The following is a 22,524-nucleotide window of genomic DNA, read 5'->3' on the forward strand; positions in this document are numbered from 1 at the left end:
AGCTCACCCGTTTTATTTGATATTTAACCTCAATCGGTCTGGCAGGTCAAAAATGGTTCAGGCGAACAAGGCAGCGCAGCAGGGCGCAGGCAAACCGGATAAGACCAACACGGCGTCGCAAACGGCGATGCCGGGTAACGGTGAAGCGGCGATGCTGGGCGATATCCCGTCCCTGGATGCCTTGAAGGTCGTACAAATGGGCCCCGATGGAAAGGCGCTTTTGGGAATTCCCTATGCGTCGTTCACGGCCCAGATCGCCGATGTCGATCTCATCCTGGTGTTTGCCGATGGTAGCCGGGTCGTCATTCCCGGCATGGCCCTAGCGACCTTCTCCGGGCAAACGCCGACCTTGGTCTTCAACGATAAGACGATCACATCCGCGCAGGTCATCAACACCGTCGGCGAGATCAACGAGAAGAGCGCGCTGATCAACGTCAGCCTCTCATCGGATCAGGCCGATGAGAAGGCCGCAAAGCCGCGCAAGGAACCGTCCGCCACCAAAGAGGATCAGGCGCAGGCTCAGGCTCAGGCTCAGTCCCAGATCCAGCCACAGGATGCCACCCAGATCCAGCAGGCCGAAGTCCAGAAGCAGCAGCAGCAACACAAGTCGGACGAGGATCGCCAACGGCTGACGCAGAAGATCAGCGATACCAACGCGTCTTCCTCGCCCCCACCCAGCAGCGGCAACCCGGCTGGCACTTCACAATCCAAGGACACTGTCGACAAGGGAACGGGCATAGGGCTGGGCAAGCTCGTGCCGACGCTGACCTTCACCCTGTACAATCAGGAGGGCGTCAAGACGACGTCGGAGAGCGGGGCGAACCACATCACCGGATCGACGGGCGGGGCCAGTTCGTCCACCGACAAATCCTATGGAGCGCAATCGGCGCGGGAGACGATTTCGGGAACCGGCAGCGACGACGTGATCGTCGTGGACAGTGCGGCGCAGGCGCCGTCCGGCACCAGCTCGCGCACCCTGCATGTCGAGGCGATGGTGCCGGCGGGCAGTCTCGCCCTGCAGCAAGTGCTCGTTCCCACCCTGCCGGACGGCTATTCGGTCCAGAACGCGACCAAGACCGACAAGGGCTGGGTCATCTCGATCGACCAGGGCAATATCAAGGTCGTCACCTCGGGCGTCGATGCGACGGGCGCGACCGTGACCTATCCGTCGACGGAAACGCACTTCACCTTCGACGTTCAGCTGACCTACGTTCTGCCGAAACTCGGTACGCCGGTGGCGTCCAGCGGATTCCAGAACGAATTCTTTCTGCCGATCGCGCTGGGCCTGTCCACGGGGGGAGCCGATTACACCTATTCCGTCGACGTTTCGACGCATTTCGGCATCCACATGGTGTCCGGCGAAGCCGACATGAAGGCGGTCGATCCAGTCACGGGCGCGCCGATCTATGTGCTGTTTTCGAACCCGCCGGGCAATATCGTCAACGCGGGCGACGGCAACGACCTGATCGTCGCGGGCGCGGGCGCGGACCAGATCGATGGCAACGGCGGCACCGACACGGTCAGCTACACCATGTCGAACGCCGCGGTGACGGTCGACCTGAAGGCGGGGACCGGCAAGGGCGGCTATGCCGAGGGCGACAGCTACGCGTCGGTGGAGAATGTCATCGGCACCGCGTTCGACGACACGCTGACCGGCAGCGACGCCGACAACGTGCTGAAGGGCGGCGAGGGCGCGGACAAGATCGATGGCGGCGGCGGTTTCGACACCGTGTCCTATGCCGATGCCTTCGCCAACGAGAAGACCCCGCCCGCCGATAAGACCAAGGGGTTGGAAATCCACCTTGACGGCACCGCCAGCCATGGCGGCGATGCCGAGGGTGACATGATCGTCAACGTCGAGCATGTCATCGGCTCGGATCGCAACGACGCCCTCTATGGCGCGGCGGCCAACGACACGCTGGAGGGCGGTAAGGGCGATGACCTGCTGGTCGGTGGCGGCGGTGCCGACACGCTGACCGGCGGTGATGGTATCGATACCGCGAGCTACGCCACCGCGAGCGCGGGCGTTACGGCCTATCTGGACGGCACGCCGGGCAGGGGCGGCGACGCGGACGGCGACAAGCTGTCGGGAATCGAGAATCTGGTCGGGTCCGCGTTCGACGACAATCTATACGGCGATGCGGGCGACAATGTGCTGACCGGCGGGGCCGGGGCGGACCATGTCGACGGCGGTGCTGGCATCGACACCGTCAGCTTTGCCGATAGCAAGGTCGGCGTAAGCGTCTATCTCGACGGGCGGGTCAGCCATGGCGGCGATGCCGAGGGCGATACCTATGCCAATATCGAAATCCTGGTCGGCTCGGACCTGAACGATCGCCTGGTCGGCGATGCCGCCGACAATATTCTGAGCGGCGGCAAGGGCGACGACATCCTGGAAGGCGGGGCCGGGGCCGATACGCTGAAGGGCGGCGACGGTTTCGACATCGCCAGTTACGCCGGTGCGGCGTCTGGCGTGCAGGCATCGCTCAGCGGATCGCCGATGACGGGCGATGCGGTGGGCGACACGTTCGTCTCGATCGAGGGGCTTGAAGGCTCTGCCTTCGATGACGTGCTGACCGGTGACGACACGGCCAACACGCTGATCGGCGGCGCGGGCAACGACAATCTCGTCGGTGCGGGCGGTGCGGATGTGCTGGACGGCGGCGACGGGGTGGATACCGCCGACTATAGCGGCTCGCGCGCGGGCGTGACGGCTTATCTCGACGGAACGGCCGGTGTGGGCGGCGACGCCGACGGCGACAGGTTGCGCAACGTCGAGAATGTCACGGGTTCCGTCTTCAACGACGTTCTGACCGGCGACGCGGGCGCGAACCGCCTGAGCGGCGGGGCCGGTGACGACGTGCTGGTGGGCGGCGCGGGCGCCGATACGCTCGACGGCGGCGCGGGCCATGACATCGCCGACTATGCGAACAGCGCGGCGGGCGTGCAGGTCGCGCTCGACGGGTCCGTGTCCCATGGCGGCGATGCCGATGGGGATATGCTGACCGGCATCGAGGAGGTGCATGGTTCCGCGTTCGACGATGTGCTGAAGGGCAGCGCCGGAGACGACGTGCTGGTCGGCGGAACGGGCGACGACATGCTGGTCGGCGGCCTGGGTGCCGACGTGCTGGACGGAGGCGACGGGTTCGACACCGCCGATTATTCGGACGCCTCGGCCGGCGTGAACGTCTATCTGGACGGCCGTGCCTCCACTGGCGAAGCGATGGGCGACCGGCTGATCAACATCGAGCGTGTGTTGGGCGGTCGATATGACGATCTGCTGGTCGGTAACGCGGGGGCGAACGACCTGGCGGGCGGTGGTGGCGACGACGTCTTGGTGGGCGGCGCGGGCGCCGACACGCTGGAAGGCGGGGCGGGCGAGGATATCGCCGATTATTCCGCCTCCAGCGCCGGGGTGACGGTCGACCTGTCGACGGGGCAGGGGCATGGCGGGGACGCCGAGGGCGATCGCCTGAGCGGGATCGAGGACATCATCGGTTCCGCGTTCGACGACGTCCTGATCGGCGACGACCAGAACAACCGGTTCGTCGGCGGCGCGGGCGCCGACCAGATGGTCGGCGGCGGCGGCATCGACACGGCGGATTTTTCCGGCTCGACGGCGGGCGTGTCCGTCTCTCTGGACGGCAGCGTCGGGCAGGGCGGCAGTGCGCAGGGCGACACATTGTCGGGCATCGAGAATCTGATCGGGTCCGACCTGGACGATCACCTGGGCGGCGATGGCGGTGCCAACACGCTGACCGGCGGCAAGGGCGACGACGTGCTGACCGGGCGTGGCGGGGCCGACCAGCTGATCGGTGGCGCGGGCTTTGACACGGCGGATTATTCGGACTCGACGAGCGCGGTCGACATCGGGCTGGACGGTGACGCCAACCATGGCGGCGACGCCGAGGGTGACGCCTATGACAGTATCGAGGCACTGGTCGGTTCGGCATGGAATGATCGCCTGCGCGGTTCGGACCGCGCGGACGAACTGCACGGCGGTGGCGGCGACGATATCCTGTCAGGCTCGCTGGGCGCGGACGTGATGGATGGCGGTGCCGGGTTCGATACCGCGGACTATCATGCGTCCTCCGCCGCGATCACCGTCGACCTGCAAGCGGGGACGGGCGCCGGCGGACTGGCGGGCGGCGATACGCTGATTTCGATCGAGCATGTCGTCGGCACCGACTTCAACGATATGGTGAAGGGCAGCGCCGCGGACGAGACGCTGGAGGGCGGTGCGGGAGACGATATGCTGTCCGGCGGCGGGGGTGCCGACACGCTGGACGGCGGCGCGGGCTTCGATACCGCCAGCTATGCCGATTCGGGCGCGGGCATCACGATGGCCATGGACGGCTCGGTCGGCAGCGGCGGTGACGCGCAGGGCGACCGGCTCGTTTCGATCGAACATGTCATCGGCTCCTCTTTCGACGATCGCATCACCGGCACGGCCGGGGCCGATACGATCGACGGCGGGGCGGGTGCCGACGAGCTGATCGGCAACGACGGCGACGATATCCTGTCGGGCGGCAGCGGCGACGACCGTCTGATGGGCGGCGCTGGCGCGGACACGCTGACCGGCGGCGAGGGCGACGACGATCTGGTCGGTGGCGAGGGCGCCGACGTGCTGACCGGCGGCAGCGGCAGCGACACTGCGGACTATGCCACGTCCGCGGCGGCGGTTCGAGTGAACCTGGCGACGGGCCTTGCCCATGGCGGCGACGCCGAAGGCGACACGCTGTCGGGCATCGAGAACCTGACCGGGTCGGCGGGCAATGACGTGCTGACCGGCGATGGCGGCGCCAATGTCCTGACCGGCGGGGCGGGGGACGACCTGCTGACCGGCGGGGCGGGCGCCGACACGCTGGTGGGTGGCGACGGCATCGATACGGCCGATTATGCCGCCTCGTCCGCCGGCGTTGCGGTCGACCTGACGACCGGCTTCGCGCAATATGGCGATGCCGAAGGCGATCGACTGAGCGGGATCGAGAATGTCATCGGCACCGCCTTCGCCGATCGGCTCCGCGCGGCAGCGTCGGGCAGCAGCCTGACCGGCGGGGCCGGCAACGACGTGCTGATCGCGGGCGCGGGCGCTGATCGGCTGGATGGCGGCGCCGGTATCGATACCGCGAGCTTCGCCAATTCCGCGGCGGGCGTGACCGTCGACCTGAAGGCGGGCCGCGCGGATGGCGGCGATGCGACCGGCGATACGCTGACCAGCATCGAAAGCCTGATCGGATCGGCCCATGACGACGTGCTGACCGGCGGGGACGGCGGCGCGGTCATCGACGGTGGCGCGGGCGACGACGTCGTCACCGGCGGTGCGGGCGCGGACACCCTGATCGGCGGTTCGGGCGACGACTTTCTGGTGGGGGGCGCCGGGGCGGATAGCCTGCAGGGCGGCGCGGGCTTCGACACTGCGGACTATCGCGCATCGGGTGCGGGGGTGACGGTCGATCTGTCGGCGGGTACCGGCCGGGGTGGCGATGCCGAGAGCGACCGGCTGAGCGGCATCGAAGCCGTCCTGGGCAGCGCCTATGGCGATGTGCTGACCGGCAATGCCGGGGCCAATACGCTGGTTGGCGGCGCCGGCGACGACGTGCTGATCGGCGGCGCGGGGGCGGACGATCTGCAGGGCGGTGCGGGCATCGACGCCGCCGACTATAGCGCGTCGAGCGCGGCGGTGACGATCAACCTGACGACCGGCGTCAACAGCGGCGGCGATGCGCAGGGCGACGTGCTGGACAGCATCGAGCGGATCGTCGGGTCGACGTTCAACGACACGCTGACCGGATCGGACGCGGCCGACACGTTGCAGGGCGGCGCGGGCGACGACGTGCTGACCGGCGCCGCAGGCGCGGACGTGCTGGACGGCGGCGATGGCCGCGACACCGCCAGCTATGCGCAATCGGCCGATGGCGTGCGCGTCGACCTTGGCACCGGTGTCGGCCATGGCGGCGATGCCGAGGGCGACGTCCTGATCTCGATCGAGAATCTGACCGGGTCCGACAATGATGACGTGCTGATCGGCGATGCCGCGGCGAACACGCTGTCGGGCGGAGCGGGTAGCGATCGGCTTGACGGCGGAGCGGGCAATGACGTGCTGCGCGGCGGTTCGGGCGACGACACCCTGGTCGGTGGCGCCGGTGCCGACACGCTGCAGGGCGGTGACGGGGTCGACACCGCGGATTATTCGGCCTCCGGAGCGGGCGTGTCGGTCGATTTGTCGTCCGGCACGGCGCTGGGCGGCGATGCCGAGGGCGACACGCTGTCGGGCATCGAAGCCGTGGTGGGCAGCGCCCATGACGATGTGCTGGTCGGCGCGTCAGGCATCAACAGGCTGTCGGGTGGAGCGGGCAATGACGTCATCCGCGGCGGCGCAGGGGCAGACGTGCTCGACGGCGGCGTCGGCAACGATACGCTCGATTATACCACTTCCGCACAGGGGGTGACGGTCAACCTGGCCACCGGCGCGACAGCGGGCGGCGATGCGCAGGGCGATCAGATCAGCGGGTTCGAGAACGTCACCGGCGGCAGCGGCAACGACGTGTTGTCGGGCTCCAGCGGCGCGAACGTGCTGCGCGGCGGAATGGGCGACGACGTGCTGGCGGGCCTGGGCGGCGCGGACGTGCTGGATGGGGGCGACGGCAGCGACACGGTGGATTATTCCGCCTCGTCCGCTGGCGTGACGCTCGACCTTGCGGCGGGAACGGCAAGCGGCGGCGATGCGACGGGCGACGTGCTGGTGTCGATCGAGGATGCGATCGGATCTGCGCATGATGACGTGATCCGCACGGCGGCAGCGGGGTCGGTGATCGTCGCGGGTGCCGGTAACGACGTGATCTATGCCGGGGCCGGTGGGGATACCATCGACGGCGGTGCGGGGAGCGATCGCATCGATTATTCCGCTTCCAGTGCGGGGGTCAGCGTCAGTCTGGCGACCGGCACGGGTACGGGCGGCGACGCGACGGGGGATCGCATCTCCGGCGTCGAGGATGTCACCGGCTCGGCCTTTGCCGATCGGCTGACCGGTGATGCGGGCATCAACCATCTGGCGGGGGGCGCGGGCGACGATGTGCTGGTCGGCGGCGCAGGGGCTGACACGCTGGAAGGCGGCGTGGGCTTCGACACGATCGACTACAGCGCGTCGACGCAGGGCGTGACGCTGGATCTTGCGAGCGGTACGGGCCAGGGCGGCGATGCGGAGGGCGACAGCTTCTCGGGCATCGAGGCCGCGATCGGCAGCAACCAGGGCGATGTCTTCGTCGGCGACGCCAATGCGCATGTCCTGTCTGGCCAGGGTGGCGACGACCGGCTGGAGGCGGGTGCGGGGGCGGAGAGCTTCGACGGCGGTTCGGGCACCGACACGGTCGACTATTCGCGCTCCACTGCGGCGGTGACGGTGGACCTTGCTGCGGGGACGGCGAGCGGGGGCTATGCGGCCGGAGACGTGCTGCGCAGCGTCGAGGCGGTGGTCGGCAGCGGGTTCGACGACGTTCTGAGCGGCACGGCCGGGGCCAATACGCTGCTGGGCGGGGCTGGCAACGACGTCATCCGCGGCGGGGGCGGGGCGGACCAGCTCGATGGCGGCGACGGGATCGACACGCTCGATTATGCGACGTCGCAGAGCGGCGTGACGGTCAATTTGACGACCAACACGGCGAGCGGTGGCGACGCGAGCGGCGACCAGATCGCGAATTTCGAGAATGTCACCGGCTCGGCAATGGCCGATACGCTGACCGGCACCAGCGGTGCGAACACCCTTACGGGCGGTGCTGGCGACGACGTGCTGGCGGGTCTGGGCGGTGCCGACGTGCTGGACGGTGGCAACGGATTCGATACGGCGGACTATAGCGCCTCGGGCGCCGGCGTGACCGTAGACCTGTCGACCGGCACCGGGGCTGGTGGCGATGCGGCGGGCGATCGCCTGATCTCGATCGAAAAGGTCATTGGTTCCACCTTCAACGACCGGCTGGTCGGCGCCGCCGGTGCCGAGACGCTGCTGGGCGGCGCGGGCGACGATATCCTGGTCGGCAGCAACGGGGCGGACACGCTGTCGGGTGGCGACGGTAACGACGCCGTCGATTATTCCGGCTCCGCCGCTGGCATCGTCGTCGGACTGGACGGATCGGTCGGGCATGGCGGGTACGCCGAAGGCGACGTGCTGCGCGATGTCGAGAATGTGATCGGCACCGCGCAGGCGGACACGATCACCGGCAATGGCGCCGCCAACACGCTGACCGGCGGTGCGGGCAACGACATGCTGGACGGCGGTGCGGGCAATGACGTGCTGGACGGCGGCATCGGCGACGACGTCCTGCGGGGCGGTGTCGGCGCGGACGTGCTGCGCGGCGGCGACGGCTTCGACACGATCGATTATGCGACCTCGGGCGCCGGGGTGACGATCGACCTGCAAACCGGCACCGCGAGCGGCGGCGACGCGACCGGGGACAGCTTCTCCAGCATCGAACGGGTCGTCGGCTCGGCCTATGACGACAGCCTGTCGGCGGCGGCAACGGGATCGACGCTGGACGGCAATGCCGGCGCGGATGTGCTCAGAGGCGATGTGGGCACCGACGTGCTGCGCGGTGGCGAGGGCGACGACCTGCTGGTCGGCAGCGGCGGCGCGGACGTCATGGACGGCGGCAGCGGCGTCGATACGGCGGACTATTCCGCCTCCACGGGGGCGGTGACGGTCGATCTGGCCGCAGGTACCGGCCGGGGCGGCGATGCCGATGGCGACACGCTGACCTCGATCGAGCGGGTCATCGGTTCGGCGGGCGACGACGTGCTGATGGGCGACGGCAATGCCAACACGCTGATCGGTGGCGCGGGCGACGATCTGCTCACCGGTGGAGCTGGTGCCGACGTGCTGGACGGCGGGTCCGGGAGCGATACGGCGAACTACGCCGGGTCGGCGGCGGCGGTGACCGTCGATCTGACCAGCGGCACGGGCATCGGCGGCGATGCGCAGGGCGACACCCTGGTCCGCATCGAGAATCTGGTCGGCTCGTCGATGGCCGATACGTTGACCGGCGATGCGGGGTCGAACCGGCTGACCGGCGGTGCTGGCGACGACGTGCTGGCGGGCCTGGGCGGCGCGGACGTGCTGGACGGCGGTGACGGCAACGACACGGCGGACTATAGCGCATCGGGTGCGGGCGTGACGGTCGATCTGCTTGCCGGGACGGCGCAGGGCGGCGACGCGCAGGGCGATACGCTGGTCTCGATCGAGAATGCGATCGGCTCGGCCTATGGCGACGTGCTGACCGCGGCGGCGGCGGGCGGTCGGCTGACCGGCGGCGCGGGCGACGACCGGCTGGTGTCGGGCGCGGGTAGCGACACGCTGGACGGCGGCAGCGGCACGGACATCGCCGATTACGCCCGCTCGAGCGCCGGGGTGACGGTCAATCTGGCGACGGGAACCAATAGCGGCGGCGATGCCCAGGGCGACACGCTGGTATCGATCGAGCAGGTCGTCGGCTCCGATTTCGCCGACATGCTGACCGGCGACAGCGGTGCCAACATGCTCGTTGGCGGCGCGGGCGATGACATGCTGGAAGGCGGCGTGGGCGCGGACGTGCTGGACGGCGGCGCGGGCAACGATACCGCGAGCTATGCCAATGCGACGGCGGGCGTGGCGGTCAGCCTTGCATCGGGTCAGGGCAGCGCGGGCGAGGCCACCGGCGACGTGCTGGTCGATATCGAGAACCTGACCGGATCGCGCTACGCCGACACGCTGACCGGCGACGCGGGCGCCAACGTGCTGATGGGTGGTGCCGGCGACGACGTGCTGGCCGGCCTGGGCGGTGCGGACGTGCTGGATGGCGGCACTGGCAGCAACACGGCGGACTATTCGGCGTCTGTGGCGGGTGTTCAGGTCAACCTGTCGACTGCGACGATCACCGCCAACCAGCTGACGGGCGGTGCGATCACGGCCGGTTCGGGGCAGGGCGGCGATGCGCAGGGCGACACGCTGCGCAATATCCGGAACGTCATCGGCACCGCGTTCAGCGACTATCTGATCGCAGGGGCGTCAGGTGGCCGTCTGTCCGCTGGCGGTGGGAATGACGTTCTGTTGGCGGCCGTCGGCGCGGACGTGCTGGACGGCGGTGACGGCAGCGACACCGCGAATTATTCGCTCTCCACGGCAGGGGTGGTGATCGACCTCTCGCTCGGCACCGCCAGCGGCGGCTATGCGGCGGGCGACACGCTGATCGCGATCGAGGCTCTGTACGGCTCGAATTTCGCTGACACGCTGACGGGCACATCGGGCAGCAACGATATCCGTGGCGCCGCTGGCGACGACGTGATCGAGGGGCTTGGTGGCGCCGATATGCTCGACGGCGGCGCTGGCATCGACACGGTGTCCTATGCCCGGTCGGGTGTCGGTGTCACCGTCGATATGGGCCTGGCCACCGCGCAGGTGTCCGCAGGGGATGCGTCGGGCGATATCCTCAGCGGGTTCGAGAAGGTGCTGGGCTCGGCCTATGCCGACCGGCTGACGGCGGCGGCGACGGGCAGCACGCTGATGGGCGGCGCGGGCAACGACACGCTGGTTGCAGGCGCCGGGGCTGACACGATCGACGGCGGCGCCGACAATGATACCATCGACTATTCCGGCTCGACGGCGGGCATAACGGTCGATCTGGCGACGCAGACGGCATCGGGCGGCGATGCGCAGGGCGACGTCATCACCAATGTCGAGAACGTCATCGGCACGGCCTATGCCGATACGCTGACCGGCGATGGCGGCGGCAACATCCTGCGCGGCGGCGCGGGCGACGACGTGCTGGCGGGCCTGGGCGGTGCGGACGTGCTGGACGGTGGCGACGGCACCGACATGGCGGATTACAGCGCGTCGGCCAATGGCGTCACCATCAACCTGACGGCCGGCACGGGGTCGGGCGGCGACGCCGATGGCGATACGCTGATCGCGATCGAGAACGTCACCGGCGGCAGCGGCAACGACGTGCTGACCGGCACGGCGGGCGTCAACCTGCTCAAGGGCGGCGGCGGAGACGATGTGCTGGCGGGCCTAGGCGGCGCGGACGTGCTGGATGGTGGCGCGGGCAGCAACACCGCCGACTACAGCGCCTCGGGTGCGGCGGTCTATGTCACGCTGGGTAATCTTCAGATCGCGACCCCGTTGGGGATGGTCACCAGTGTGGTGGGGCGTGGCGGCGATGCCGAGGGCGACACGCTGGCCAACATTCAGAACCTGATCGGATCGGCCTATAACGACATTCTCGCCGCGTCCGCAGGCGGAGGAAAGTTGCAGGGCGGCGGCGGCGACGACAATCTGGTCGCCAATGTTGGTGCCGATCAGATCGACGGTGGCGCCGGCTTAGATTTCGTCAACTATACGTACAGCAACGGCGGCGTGACCGTGAACCTCACCACAGGTGTCGGGTCGGGCGGCTATGCGCAGGGCGATACCTATACCGGGCTCGAAGGCATCTACGCCTCCGGTAACGCCGACACATTGACCGGCACCGGCGGCGTCAACATCATCAAGGGCTTTGCCGGCAACGATATCATCGAGGGGCTGGGCGGCGCGGACACGCTCGATGGCGGGGACGGCATCGACACCGTGTCCTACGCCAATTCGGCGCAAGGCGTCACGGTCAACCTGAACCTGACCACGGCGCAGCTGTCGGGCGGGGACGCATCGGGCGATATCCTGAGCAATTTCGAGAATATCCTCGGTTCGGCGCAAGCGGACATCCTGACCGGCAATGCGGGTGCGAACACGCTGACCGGCGGCGCGGGCGACGACGTTCTGGAGGGCGGCGCAGACGCGGATACGCTCGACGGCGGCACGGGCAGCGACACGGCGAGCTATGCCGGGTCCGGCGCGGGCGTGACCGTCGATCTGAGGGTGGCGACGGCGCAAAGCTCCACGGGGGATGCGTCCGGCGACGTGCTGACCGGGATCGAGAACCTGACCGGCTCGGCGCTTGACGACATGCTGACCGGCAATAGCGGCAACAACGTCTTGCGCGGCGGTGCGGGCAACGACACGCTCGTGGGGCTGGGCGGGGACGACACGATCGACGGCGGCGACGGGACCGATACCATTACCTATGTTGCCTCGCTGACGGGTGTCACCGTCAACCTGACCACCAACGTCAATCTGGGCGGCGACGCGCAGGGCGACCTGATCCAGAATGTTGAGAATGTCACCGGCTCCGCCTTTGACGACACGCTGACCGGCGACGCCAACGCCAACGCCCTGCTGGGTGGCGACGGCAACGACGTGTTGGCGGGCTTGGGCGGCGCCGATACGCTGGACGGCGGCGCGGGCAGCAACACGGCCGATTATTCCGCATCGGGTGCGGCGGTTTCGGTTAATCTGAGTCTGGTCAACGGCACCTATGCCAATGCCGGTCAGGGTGTCGGTGGCGATGCGGAGGGCGACACGCTGGTCAATATCCAGAACGTCATTGGTTCGGCGTTCAACGATTATCTCTACGCTACTGATTCGGGCGGCATGCTGACAGGCGGCGCGGGCGACGACGTCATGGTCGCAGGCGCGGGGAATGACGTCTTCGATGGCGGCGCGGGCAATGATCTGGTTAATTATTTGCGGTCAAATGCGGCCGTTACGATCAACCTGACCACCAGAAGCGCATCCGGCGGCTATGCCACTGGCGACACGTTGACCGGTATCGAAAGCCTGCTCGGATCGACGTTCAACGACACGCTGACCGGCGATGCGAATAACAACAAGATCAGCGGCGACGCAGGCAACGACGTGATCGACGGCGGTGCGGGCGACGATACGCTCGATGGCGGTGCAGGCACCGACACGCTGAGCTATGCCAGCGCGACCAGTGGTGTCATCGTAGTCGCGAACTATAACGGGTGGTTGAATAATGTCTGGCAATATTTGCCGCGCAATACCGTCGGCGCCGGCGCGGACATCACGAGTAACTTCGAAATCCTGGTAGGTTCCGCATACAGCGACATTCTGAAGGGGTGGCGGGAACTTTATGGGTTCCAGGCTGGCGCGGGCAACGACCTAATCTATGGGAACAGCAATGCGAACAGCATCGATGGCGGGGCGGGCATCGACACGCTGACCTATATCGAAACGAATAGCTGGGGCGGCGTAACGGTCGATCTGGGCGCCAACAGCAATGGGGCGACCAAGGCATCGGGTGGCTGGGCCAATAACGATCAGATTACGAATGTCGAAAACCTGATCGGGTCCAACTTCGCCGACTATCTGGCGGGTGATGGCGGCGTGAATGCGCTGGACGGCGCGTCGGGCAACGACACGCTGGTCGGCGGCGGCGGCAACGACGTGCTGTTCGGCGGCGATGGGGACGACATCCTGATCGGCGGCACGGGAGCGGACGCCCTCATTGGTGGCAGGGGCACCGATACCGCGAGTTGGGCGGGGTCCAGCTCCGGCGTGAACGCGAGCCTCGCGACGGGCGTCGCCTCTGGCGGCGATGCGGGCACGCCCGGCGCGGCAACGCCCTATGCCAATGCCAGCCTGATCGCCGGCTGGAGCTTTTCGGAAGGATCGGGCAATACCGCCACCGCGATTGGCGGGACGCAGAGCATCGTGCTGAGCAACGCCAACTGGGTCGCCGACGATCATGGCGGCAAGGCGGTCGATTTCGCGGGGAACGGCAACAGCAATGCAAGGGTCGGCGCGCTGACCTTCGGTGATAGCTTCACGATCGCTACCAAGGTCAATTTCGATCAGCCTGCTGGCTCGAACGAGGGAATATTCCGCTTCGGGATCAGCAACTCCACCAATTCCGCCGGCCAGATCTTTCTCAGCCGCACCACGTCGGGGGGGCTGTACTATGAAATTCGTGACGGTGTGACGGGCGCCATCTACGGGGCGCAGACGGGCGGCGGTCTTACCGCCGCAGGCAATTGGTACGACGTGGCTGTCACCTATCAGGCGGGCCGCTTGACGATCTACCTGAACGGGGATGTGGTCGCCAGCGCGGATACCGGGGCCAAGCTGACGAACACCACCTACAATGACAACTATATCGGTCGGGATTATTCGAGCGCTCGCCCGCTCGATGGGAAGATGGACGATTTTGCCGTCTTCAACTCCGCACTGACCCAGGCGGAAATTCAGCAACTCGCGATGCAGACCAAGGGGCTGGAAGGTTCCGGCCTGGTGACCGACACGCTGTCGGCGATCGAAAACCTGACCGGCACCGATTATGCCGACACGCTGACCGGCGATGCCGGTAACAACGTGCTGGACGGCGGGCTGGGCAACGATACGCTTTCCGGCGGTGCGGGGGACGATGTCCTGATCGGTGGCATCGGCGCGGACCGGCTGGACGGCGGGGCGGGCTCCGACACCGCGTCCTATGCCGGGTCGACGGCGCCGGTCACTGTGAACCTCGCCACGGGCGCTGTCCTGGGCGGGGATGCGCAGGGTGACACGCTGGTAAACATCGAGAATGTCACCGGGTCGGTCGGCAATGATACGCTGACCGGTGACGGCAACGCCAATGTCCTGACGGGTGGGCTGGGCAATGACACGATCGCCGGCGGCGATGGATACGACACCATCTATGGCGACGGGGCGACCTCTGCCGATCTACGGAACCTGATCACCTTTGGGAACCCGGCCAATCTGTTGGTGAATGGAAGTTTCGAAGCCTATACGGGCGCGGCGGGTCATTCCGCCACGTCCTTTACGGCTACCGCTGCGACGGGCTGGACCAGTCCGATCGGAAGGATCGATATATTCAGCAACTATACCAATTCCGATGGAACGCCGCAGAACCAGGCGATGCGCCTTCAGTCAGGTCAAGTCGCTGACGTTTGGCAGAACGTCACGACGACCGCCGGTGAAACCTATATCCTGAAGTTCGATCTGGGAAACTGGAACGGAGGCTCCGCCGGATCGATCAATGTGCTGTTCAACGGCACGATCATCGATACGATTAATTCCGTCGTGGCCGCCAATGGCTGGCAGAGCTTCGCCTATCTCGTCACCGGTACGGGGGGCAGCGACAAGATCGAATTTACCACCAATGGTAACGGCCTGCTGGTGGACAAGGTCGTTTTCGCCAACGCTGGCGGCGACGACACGCTATCGGGCGGCGGCGGCGGCGACGTCATCGATGGTGGGTTCGGCAACGACCAGATCGATGGCGGCGATGGAGACGACTCCATCATCGGTGGCACCGGCAACGATCGGATCGATGGCGGCGATGGGGACGACTCCATCATCGGCGGCACCGGCAATGACATGATCGACGGTGGTGCGGGCGACGATCGCCTGTATGGAGACTCGCTGCCACTGACATCGCTTGCGCCGGTCGAGACGTTCGAAGGCGGTCTCAATGGCTGGACCGGCGCGACGGTCACTGCCGCCGTGGATGGTAGCGGCAATTATCTGGGGCCGCTGGGCGGATCGGGTAACAATGCGATCGTTACCGAACAGATTTCGAAGACCTTCGCGATCAATAGCGGCGGTGCTCAGCAGGTAACGCTGACCTTCGACGCGCTTCGGATCGACTCGCTTGACGGAGGTGACAATCTCTCGGTCTATGTCAACGGCAAGGTCGTCGCGACGATCACGTCGACGGCCACGGTTTTGCCCAATGCGGGGGTGACCGCGACGTTGAGCAGTGGCGCGACCACGCGGATTTATTCCGCCGGCTGGGGCGGTGACACAGCCAACGATACGATCTACCAATTGACGGTGAATGCGCCGATCGCGGCGGGGGATACATCCGTTCGCATCGGTTTCGGCAGCAACGCCAATTCCCCCATCAGCGATGAAAGCTGGGGCTTCGACAACATCCTCGTTCAAGTCGGTGGGGCCGGGGCCACCAACGCCGTCGGCGGCGACGATGTCATCCGGGGCGGTGCGGGCGACGACGTGATCGATGGCGGCGGCGGCATCGATACGGCGGTCTATTCGGGCAATCGTTCCGCCTATACGGTCACCTATTCGAGCACGACACAGACCTATACGATCAACGGGCCGGACGGAAACGACACCGTCACCAATGTCGAGAAGTTCCGGTTCGACGACGGCACGCTAAGCGCGGCGCGGTTGATTGCGGGGATGACGATCACGCCGACCGGCACCATCGCCGAGAACAGCGCCGCCGGCACCGTCGCCGCTACGCTGGCGATGGCGGACGGCAACAGCGCGACCTATGCGATCACCGGGGGTCCCGATGCGGCGTCCTTCACGGTGTCGGGGAACACCATCGTCCTCGCCAACGGGGCGTCGCTGGATTACGAAGCGGGGGCGACCCGCAACGTCCAGGTGACCGCGACCGATGCGGACGGATCGACCCATATCCAGACGGTGACCATCGCCGTCACCAACGTCAACGAAGCGCCCGTCATCACCTCGCCAGCGACCCTCTCGATGGCGGAGAACGGAACGGTAGTGGGAACGCTGACCGCCAGCGATCCTGATGCGGGCACGACGCTGAACTGGGCGATCGCGGGCGGTGCCGATGCCAATCTCTTCACGATCAACCCCACCACGGGGGCGTTGACCTTCCGCACCGCGCCCGATTTCGAGGTCCCGCGTGATGCGGGCGGCGACAATGTCTACAACCTGACGGTGTCGGCGAGCGACGGCACCAACGTCGTGACGCAGAACCTGGCCGTGACCCTCACCAATATCAACGAGGCCCCGTCGCTGACGCTGAGCGGCGCCGGCACGGTGATGGAGAACCAGGTCGCGGCGACGGTGGCGACGTTCGTGGCCAGCGACCCCGATGCCGGGGATACGCTGACCTATACGCTGGGCGGTGCGGATGCGGCGCTTTTCATGGTGGACGGCAATACCGTACGCCTGAAGGACGGCGTCAGCCTCGACTATGAGCAGGCGGCAACCCACAGCCTGACGCTGACCGTGACGGACTCGCACGGTCTGTCGCAGATGCGGGCGCTGACCTTCAATGTCGGCGACGTCAACGAAGCGCCGGTGTTCACGACACCGACGACGGTATCGACGGCGGAGAACGGCACGGCGGTGCAGGTGGCGCATGCCAGCGACCCCGATGCGGGCGCGGTCGTCACCTATTTGCTGGGCGGCACCGACGCGGCATTGTTCGCGATCGATGCGCAGACCGGCGCGATCACCTTCCGCACCGCGTCCGACTTTGAGGCACCGCAGGATGCGGGCAGCGACAATGTCTATAACCTGACGGTCTCGGCGACGGACGGCACCAACGTCACCACGCAGAACCTTGCCGTCACCGTCACCAACGTCAACGAGGCGCCGTCGCTGACGCTGAGCGGCGTCGGCACGGTGATGGAGAACCAGGTCGCGGCGACGGTGGCGACCTTCGTCGCGAGCGATCCCGATGCCGGCGATACGCTGACCTACACGCTGGGCGGTGCCGATGCGGCGCTTTTCGTGGTGGACGGCAATACCGTACGGCTGAAGGACGGCGTCAGCCTCGACTATGAGCAGGCGGCGACCCGCAGCCTGACGCTGACCGTGGCGGACTCGCACGGCCTGTCGCAGATGCGGACGCTGACCTTCAATGTCGGCGACGTCAACGAAGCGCCGGTGTTCACGACACCGACGACGGTATCGATGGCGGAGAACGGCACGGCGGTGCAGGTGGCGCATGCCAGTGACCCCGATGCGGGCGCGGTCGTCACCTATGCGCTGGGCGGCACCGACGCGGCATTGTTCGCGATCGATGCGCAGACCGGTGCGATCACCTTCAGCACCGCGCCCGACTTTGAGGCACCGCAGGATGCGGGCCGCGACAATGTGTACAACCTGACGGTGTCGGCGAGCGACGGCACCAACGTCGTGACGCAGAACGTGGCGGTGACGATAACCAACGTCAACGAGGCCCCGTCGCTGACGCTGAGCGGCGTCGGCACGGTGATGGAGAACCAGGTCGCGGCGACGGTGGCGACGTTCGTGGCCAGCGATCCCGATGCCGGGGATACGCTGACCTATACGCTGGGCGGTACGGATGCGGCGCTTTTCATGGTGGATGGCAATACCGTACGCCTGAAGGACGGCGTCAGCCTCGACTATGAGCAGGCGGCGACCCGCAGCCTGACGCTGACCGTGACGGACTCGCACGGTCTGTCGCAGACGCGGGCGCTGACCTTCAATGTCGGCGACGTCAACGAAGCGCCGGTGTTCACGACACCGACGACGGTATCGATGGTGGAGAACGGCACGGCGGTGCAGGTGGCGCATGCCAGCGACCCCGATGCGGGCGCGGTCCTTACCTATTCGCTGGGCGGCACCGACGCGGCATTGTTCGCGATCGATACGCAGACCGGCGCGATCACCTTCCGTACCGCGCCCGACTTTGAGGCACCGCGTGATGCGGGCCGCGACAATGTCTACAATCTGACGCTGTCGGCGAGCGACGGCACCAACGTCGTGACGCAGAACCTAGCGGTGACGGTAACCAATGTGAACGAGGCGCCCCAGATCACCTCCGCCACGGCGGCAACCGTGGTGGAAGGTACGACGGCGGTCGCCACCGTGGCTGGTACGGACCCGGAAGGACAGACGCTGCGCTATGGCCTGTCCGGCACCGACGAGGCACGGTTCACGATCGACCCGACGACGGGCGTGTTGCGGTTCATCGCGGCGCCCGATTTCGATCACCCGACGGACGTGGGCGGCAACAACCGCTATGACATCGTCGTTTCGGCCAGTGACGGCACCAATGTCACCACACAGGCGATGACCATCGACGTGGTGCGCGATCAGCGGCCGCCGACGATCACCTCGCCAGCGACGTTCACGATCGCCGAGAATGGGACCAGTGTCGCGACGGCCACCGCAACCGATCCCAATGCGGGCGATACGATCAGCTGGTCGATCGCGAGTGGAGCGGATGCGGCACGCTTTACGATCGACAGCAGCACGGGAGCTTTGCGCTTCGTCGCGGCACCGGATTACGACACCCCCTCCGATGCGAATCGCGATAATCAGTATCAGGTCGTGTTGCGTGCGACGGACCAGACCGGGCTCTTCAGCGACAAGGCGGTCACCGTGACTGTGACCGATATCAACGAGGCTCCCGCTTTCGTGACGGGCGCAGCGCTCAGCGTGCCGGAAAACAGCACGGCGGTCGGGACGATCCTGGCCGTCGATCCAGAGCATGGCGCGGTCAGCTATTCGATCGTCAATGGCGGTAATTCCGCCCTGTTCACGATCGACAGCCGGACAGGCGCCTTGTCGCTGGTGTCGCCACAGGACTATGAAACCGTCGGAGCGGCCCATTATCAGGTCACCATCGCGGCGTCCGATGGCACGCTGAATGCGACGCAGACCTTCGATGTGGCGATTACAAACGTCAATGAAGCGCCTGTGCTGACCCCGACCGCGACGGTGACGGTGGCGGAAAACCAGACGGCGGTGACGACGATCGTCGCGCATGATCCCGATGCGGGTGCGCAGCTGGTCTACGCCATCGCAGGCGGCGCGGACGCCAATGTCTTCGCCATCGACTCGCGTACCGGCGTGCTCAGCTTCCGCACCGCTCCCGATTACGATGCCGGCCAGCATAGCTACGAGGTAAAGGTGCTCGCCTCCGATGGCTCGCTGGCGACGACGCAGACGCTGACGGTCAACGTCACCGACGTGGACGAAGCGCCTGTAATCACCTCGCCCAACAGCGCGAGCGTGGCGGAGAACGGCACCACGGTCATGACGATCGCGGCGCGCGATCCCGAGGGGCATGCGCTGCAATATTCCATCACGGGCGGGGCGGATCGGTCGCTGTTCTCGATCTCGTCCACCGGCGTTCTATCGTACAAGACCGCGCCGGATTATGAGACCGGCAGCCATCTGAACGAAGTGCAGGTGTCCGTATCGGACGGCACGCTAACCACCAGCCAGATGATCCGCGTTGCCGTCACCGACGTCAACGAGGCTCCGGTCATCACCTCCGGCGATTTCACGATCGACGAGAACCAGCTTGTGGTCGGAACGATCCAGGCGCGTGATCCAGAGGGCGCGTCGTTGATTTACGCGGTGGGCGGCGGCAATGACGGCGCGCTCTTCAATGTGGACTCCGCCACGGGGGCGATCAGTTTCCGTAACGCCCCCGACTTCGAGGCGCCCAGTGACGCTGATGGCAACAACATTTATGACGTCGATGTGCTGGTGTCGGACGGCACGCTGGTGACGATCCAGCATGCCCATGTCACCGTGCGTGACGTGCAAGGTGAGGTGGTCGTCGGCACCAGCGGCGACGATTTCCTGAATGGCGGCGTCGGCAACGACAGCCTTTCCGGTTTGGGCGGAAACGATATCCTGATCGGCGGTGTCGGCGCGGACCGGCTCGATGGCGGAGATGGCAGCGACCAAGTGGATTATGGCCAGTCGTCCGCGGGCGTGACGGTCTATCTGGACGGAACACCGGGGGTCGGCGGCGATGCCCAGGGCGACGTGCTCGCGGGGATCGAGAACATAAACGGATCGTTGTACAACGACGTCCTACTCGGCAGCAGCGGTAGCAACGTCATCGATGCTGGACCCGGGGACGATGTGCTGAACGGTCATGGCGGGGGCGACACGCTGATCGGCGGTACCGGTACCGATACCGTCAGTTACGCCGATGCCACGACCGGCATCGGGATGACGCTCGGCATGGGGTCGGGGCAGGGTGTCGGTACGAGCGGAGCCGCCAATGGCGACACGCTGAACGGTATCGAGCGGGTCATCGGGACGGATTATGACGACCAGTTCGTCCTCAGCCTGTCGGGAGGAATTTCGATCGACGGCGGGGCGGGGAACGACATGGTGACGCTTGCGCCCGGAAGCGGTTCAGTCACGAACACCGATCTCACCTCCGTGCTAAGCCATGTGGAAGAGATATCGTTCACGCAGAACAATGTCAGCGCGAACCTGACCGTGGATGCGGATTTCATTCGTGCTCTGGCTGGTGCAGGCAATAGTTCTCATTTGACGTTGCATACGGACGGGAACGACACCCTGACGATGGGCGGGAACGTGGTTCAGAACGGCAACGAATACACCTTCTATAGCGATAGCAGTCACCTGCATCAGATCGCATCCTTGACACTTGCGGGATAAATCGAATGCCTGTTGCTGCGCCAGCCGTCCGAAGCCTCGGCAATTCACCGTGACGTTCGTCAGCGGTCGTGTGCCGGGCGTCGATCGACTCTATGATGCGATGCGCGGCACCACCGCTGTTCCGACGAAAACTTCGGCCGCCTAGGCATCCTGTGGTGCGATGTGCGGGACGAGGCTGGCGAGCGCTTCAGGGATCCTTATCCGGGATACGGATATTCTGGGGCCAGGATCGCAGGATTGGCGAAGCTGTTCAATCGCTCGAAGCCGAACAATCGGGGCGAGGAGAGCCGCGAAATAGAGGCTGGTGTGGAGTTGCGGGGATTGCTGCTCATCCATGATGGGATAGGCGTTTGTCACAAGCCATATCCCTCTGACATATGCGGCGAGAATGGCCGCCGAATGTGCCGTGCCCGCTATTTTACACAAGGATGTCGGCCAGCAGGAGTCACGACCTGTGTGAGGTGTTCAACGTGCTTTGCAGCATCGTGAAGACAATCGCCGCGTGGCGGCGGATGCCCAACGATCTGCCACTTGGGTAACGGTGTAACAACGAAGGTCTGGTTGATGGCCGGGGCCAAGCCGAAGAAGACCTCGAAGATCCACATGGCCGTCACCTCGTCGGGTTATCTGCTGGCTGTCCTTATAGCGCGGCTTTGTCCGTCTGCCATAAGGTTGGGGCGAGCGGTGATTTGCATCGGCAACCCGCTTCGCCGCCTCGTCGAAGACTATAAGCGCTACGTTGAAGCTTGCCGGACTGCATCATGATGAACCAGGCTGCCGCCCTCGCCGCAGGTGCATAACAACCTTCAGGCCGAGTGGCATAATTCGGTCAGGATCAACCTGTTCTCGAACATGGCTAGCGCTGGAATGTGAGACGCAATGGCATGCCCCTAAGCGAGAAATTTCGATCGATGAGGGGCGAGCTTCGAGCCATCGCGGTCAGATTGTTTTAAATGGACCAGACGATGTCGCTAATCGCACCATGTCCGCAAAAAGCGCAGTTATCTGCCGCTCTTGCCTTGGAAATGGTGACCCCTACGGGAGGCGTTAATCCAGCATGAAAAGCATGGATTTCTGCGGTTTTCGTGGGTTGCTTGCCCATCGGTTTGTACACACGGCCTGTACCCGCGTGCATGAAGATATGAGCCCGCTAATTGCCATTCGTCAAGGAGAAGCTGGTGGAAAGCGGTTCGTCCGCTTTGGAACAGCCGTCGGGGTTTATGCCCGTTCGTTTATATGATGAGGTAGGGGGCTTGAACGCCTATCGGTGGTGAAAAACGGAACGGCCTCTGTGGACGCCCCTTCGGATGCAAGCGGTAAATCGGGGTAGATCGGCACGTAGTCGGATGCTGTCATCTGTCCGGCCTCGATGAGCAGCGCCATAGCTGCGGGCCAGTATTGACGTGACCCCAGTCTTTCAACCAGCGGCAACCAGAGACCGACCGGTGTTGTCGCGCAAGAGCGCAGGTGAAGCA

Annotated in this window: 2 protein-coding genes; one reads left to right on the forward strand and one right to left on the reverse strand. The window is 65.9% G+C overall.

All coding sequences use genetic code 11. The features are described 5' to 3' along the window. The first annotated feature begins 220 nt into the window (after positions 1-220). Positions 221-21,049, forward strand: coding sequence for a cadherin domain-containing protein (locus ACFX59_RS05210; RefSeq protein ID WP_387430254.1), 20,829 nt, complete (start codon positions 221-223; stop codon positions 21,047-21,049). Positions 21,050-22,267: 1,218 nt separating this feature from the next. Here the strand turns inward: ACFX59_RS05210 and ACFX59_RS05215 are convergent. After that, positions 22,268-22,524 (reverse strand): hypothetical protein (locus ACFX59_RS05215; protein WP_387430256.1); only part of this gene is annotated, 257 nt, incomplete at its 5' end.

It is taken from the genome of Sphingomonas sp. NCPPB 2930 (assembly GCF_042867205.1).
In the GTDB taxonomy this organism is placed as follows: Bacteria; Pseudomonadota; Alphaproteobacteria; order Sphingomonadales; family Sphingomonadaceae; genus Sphingomonas.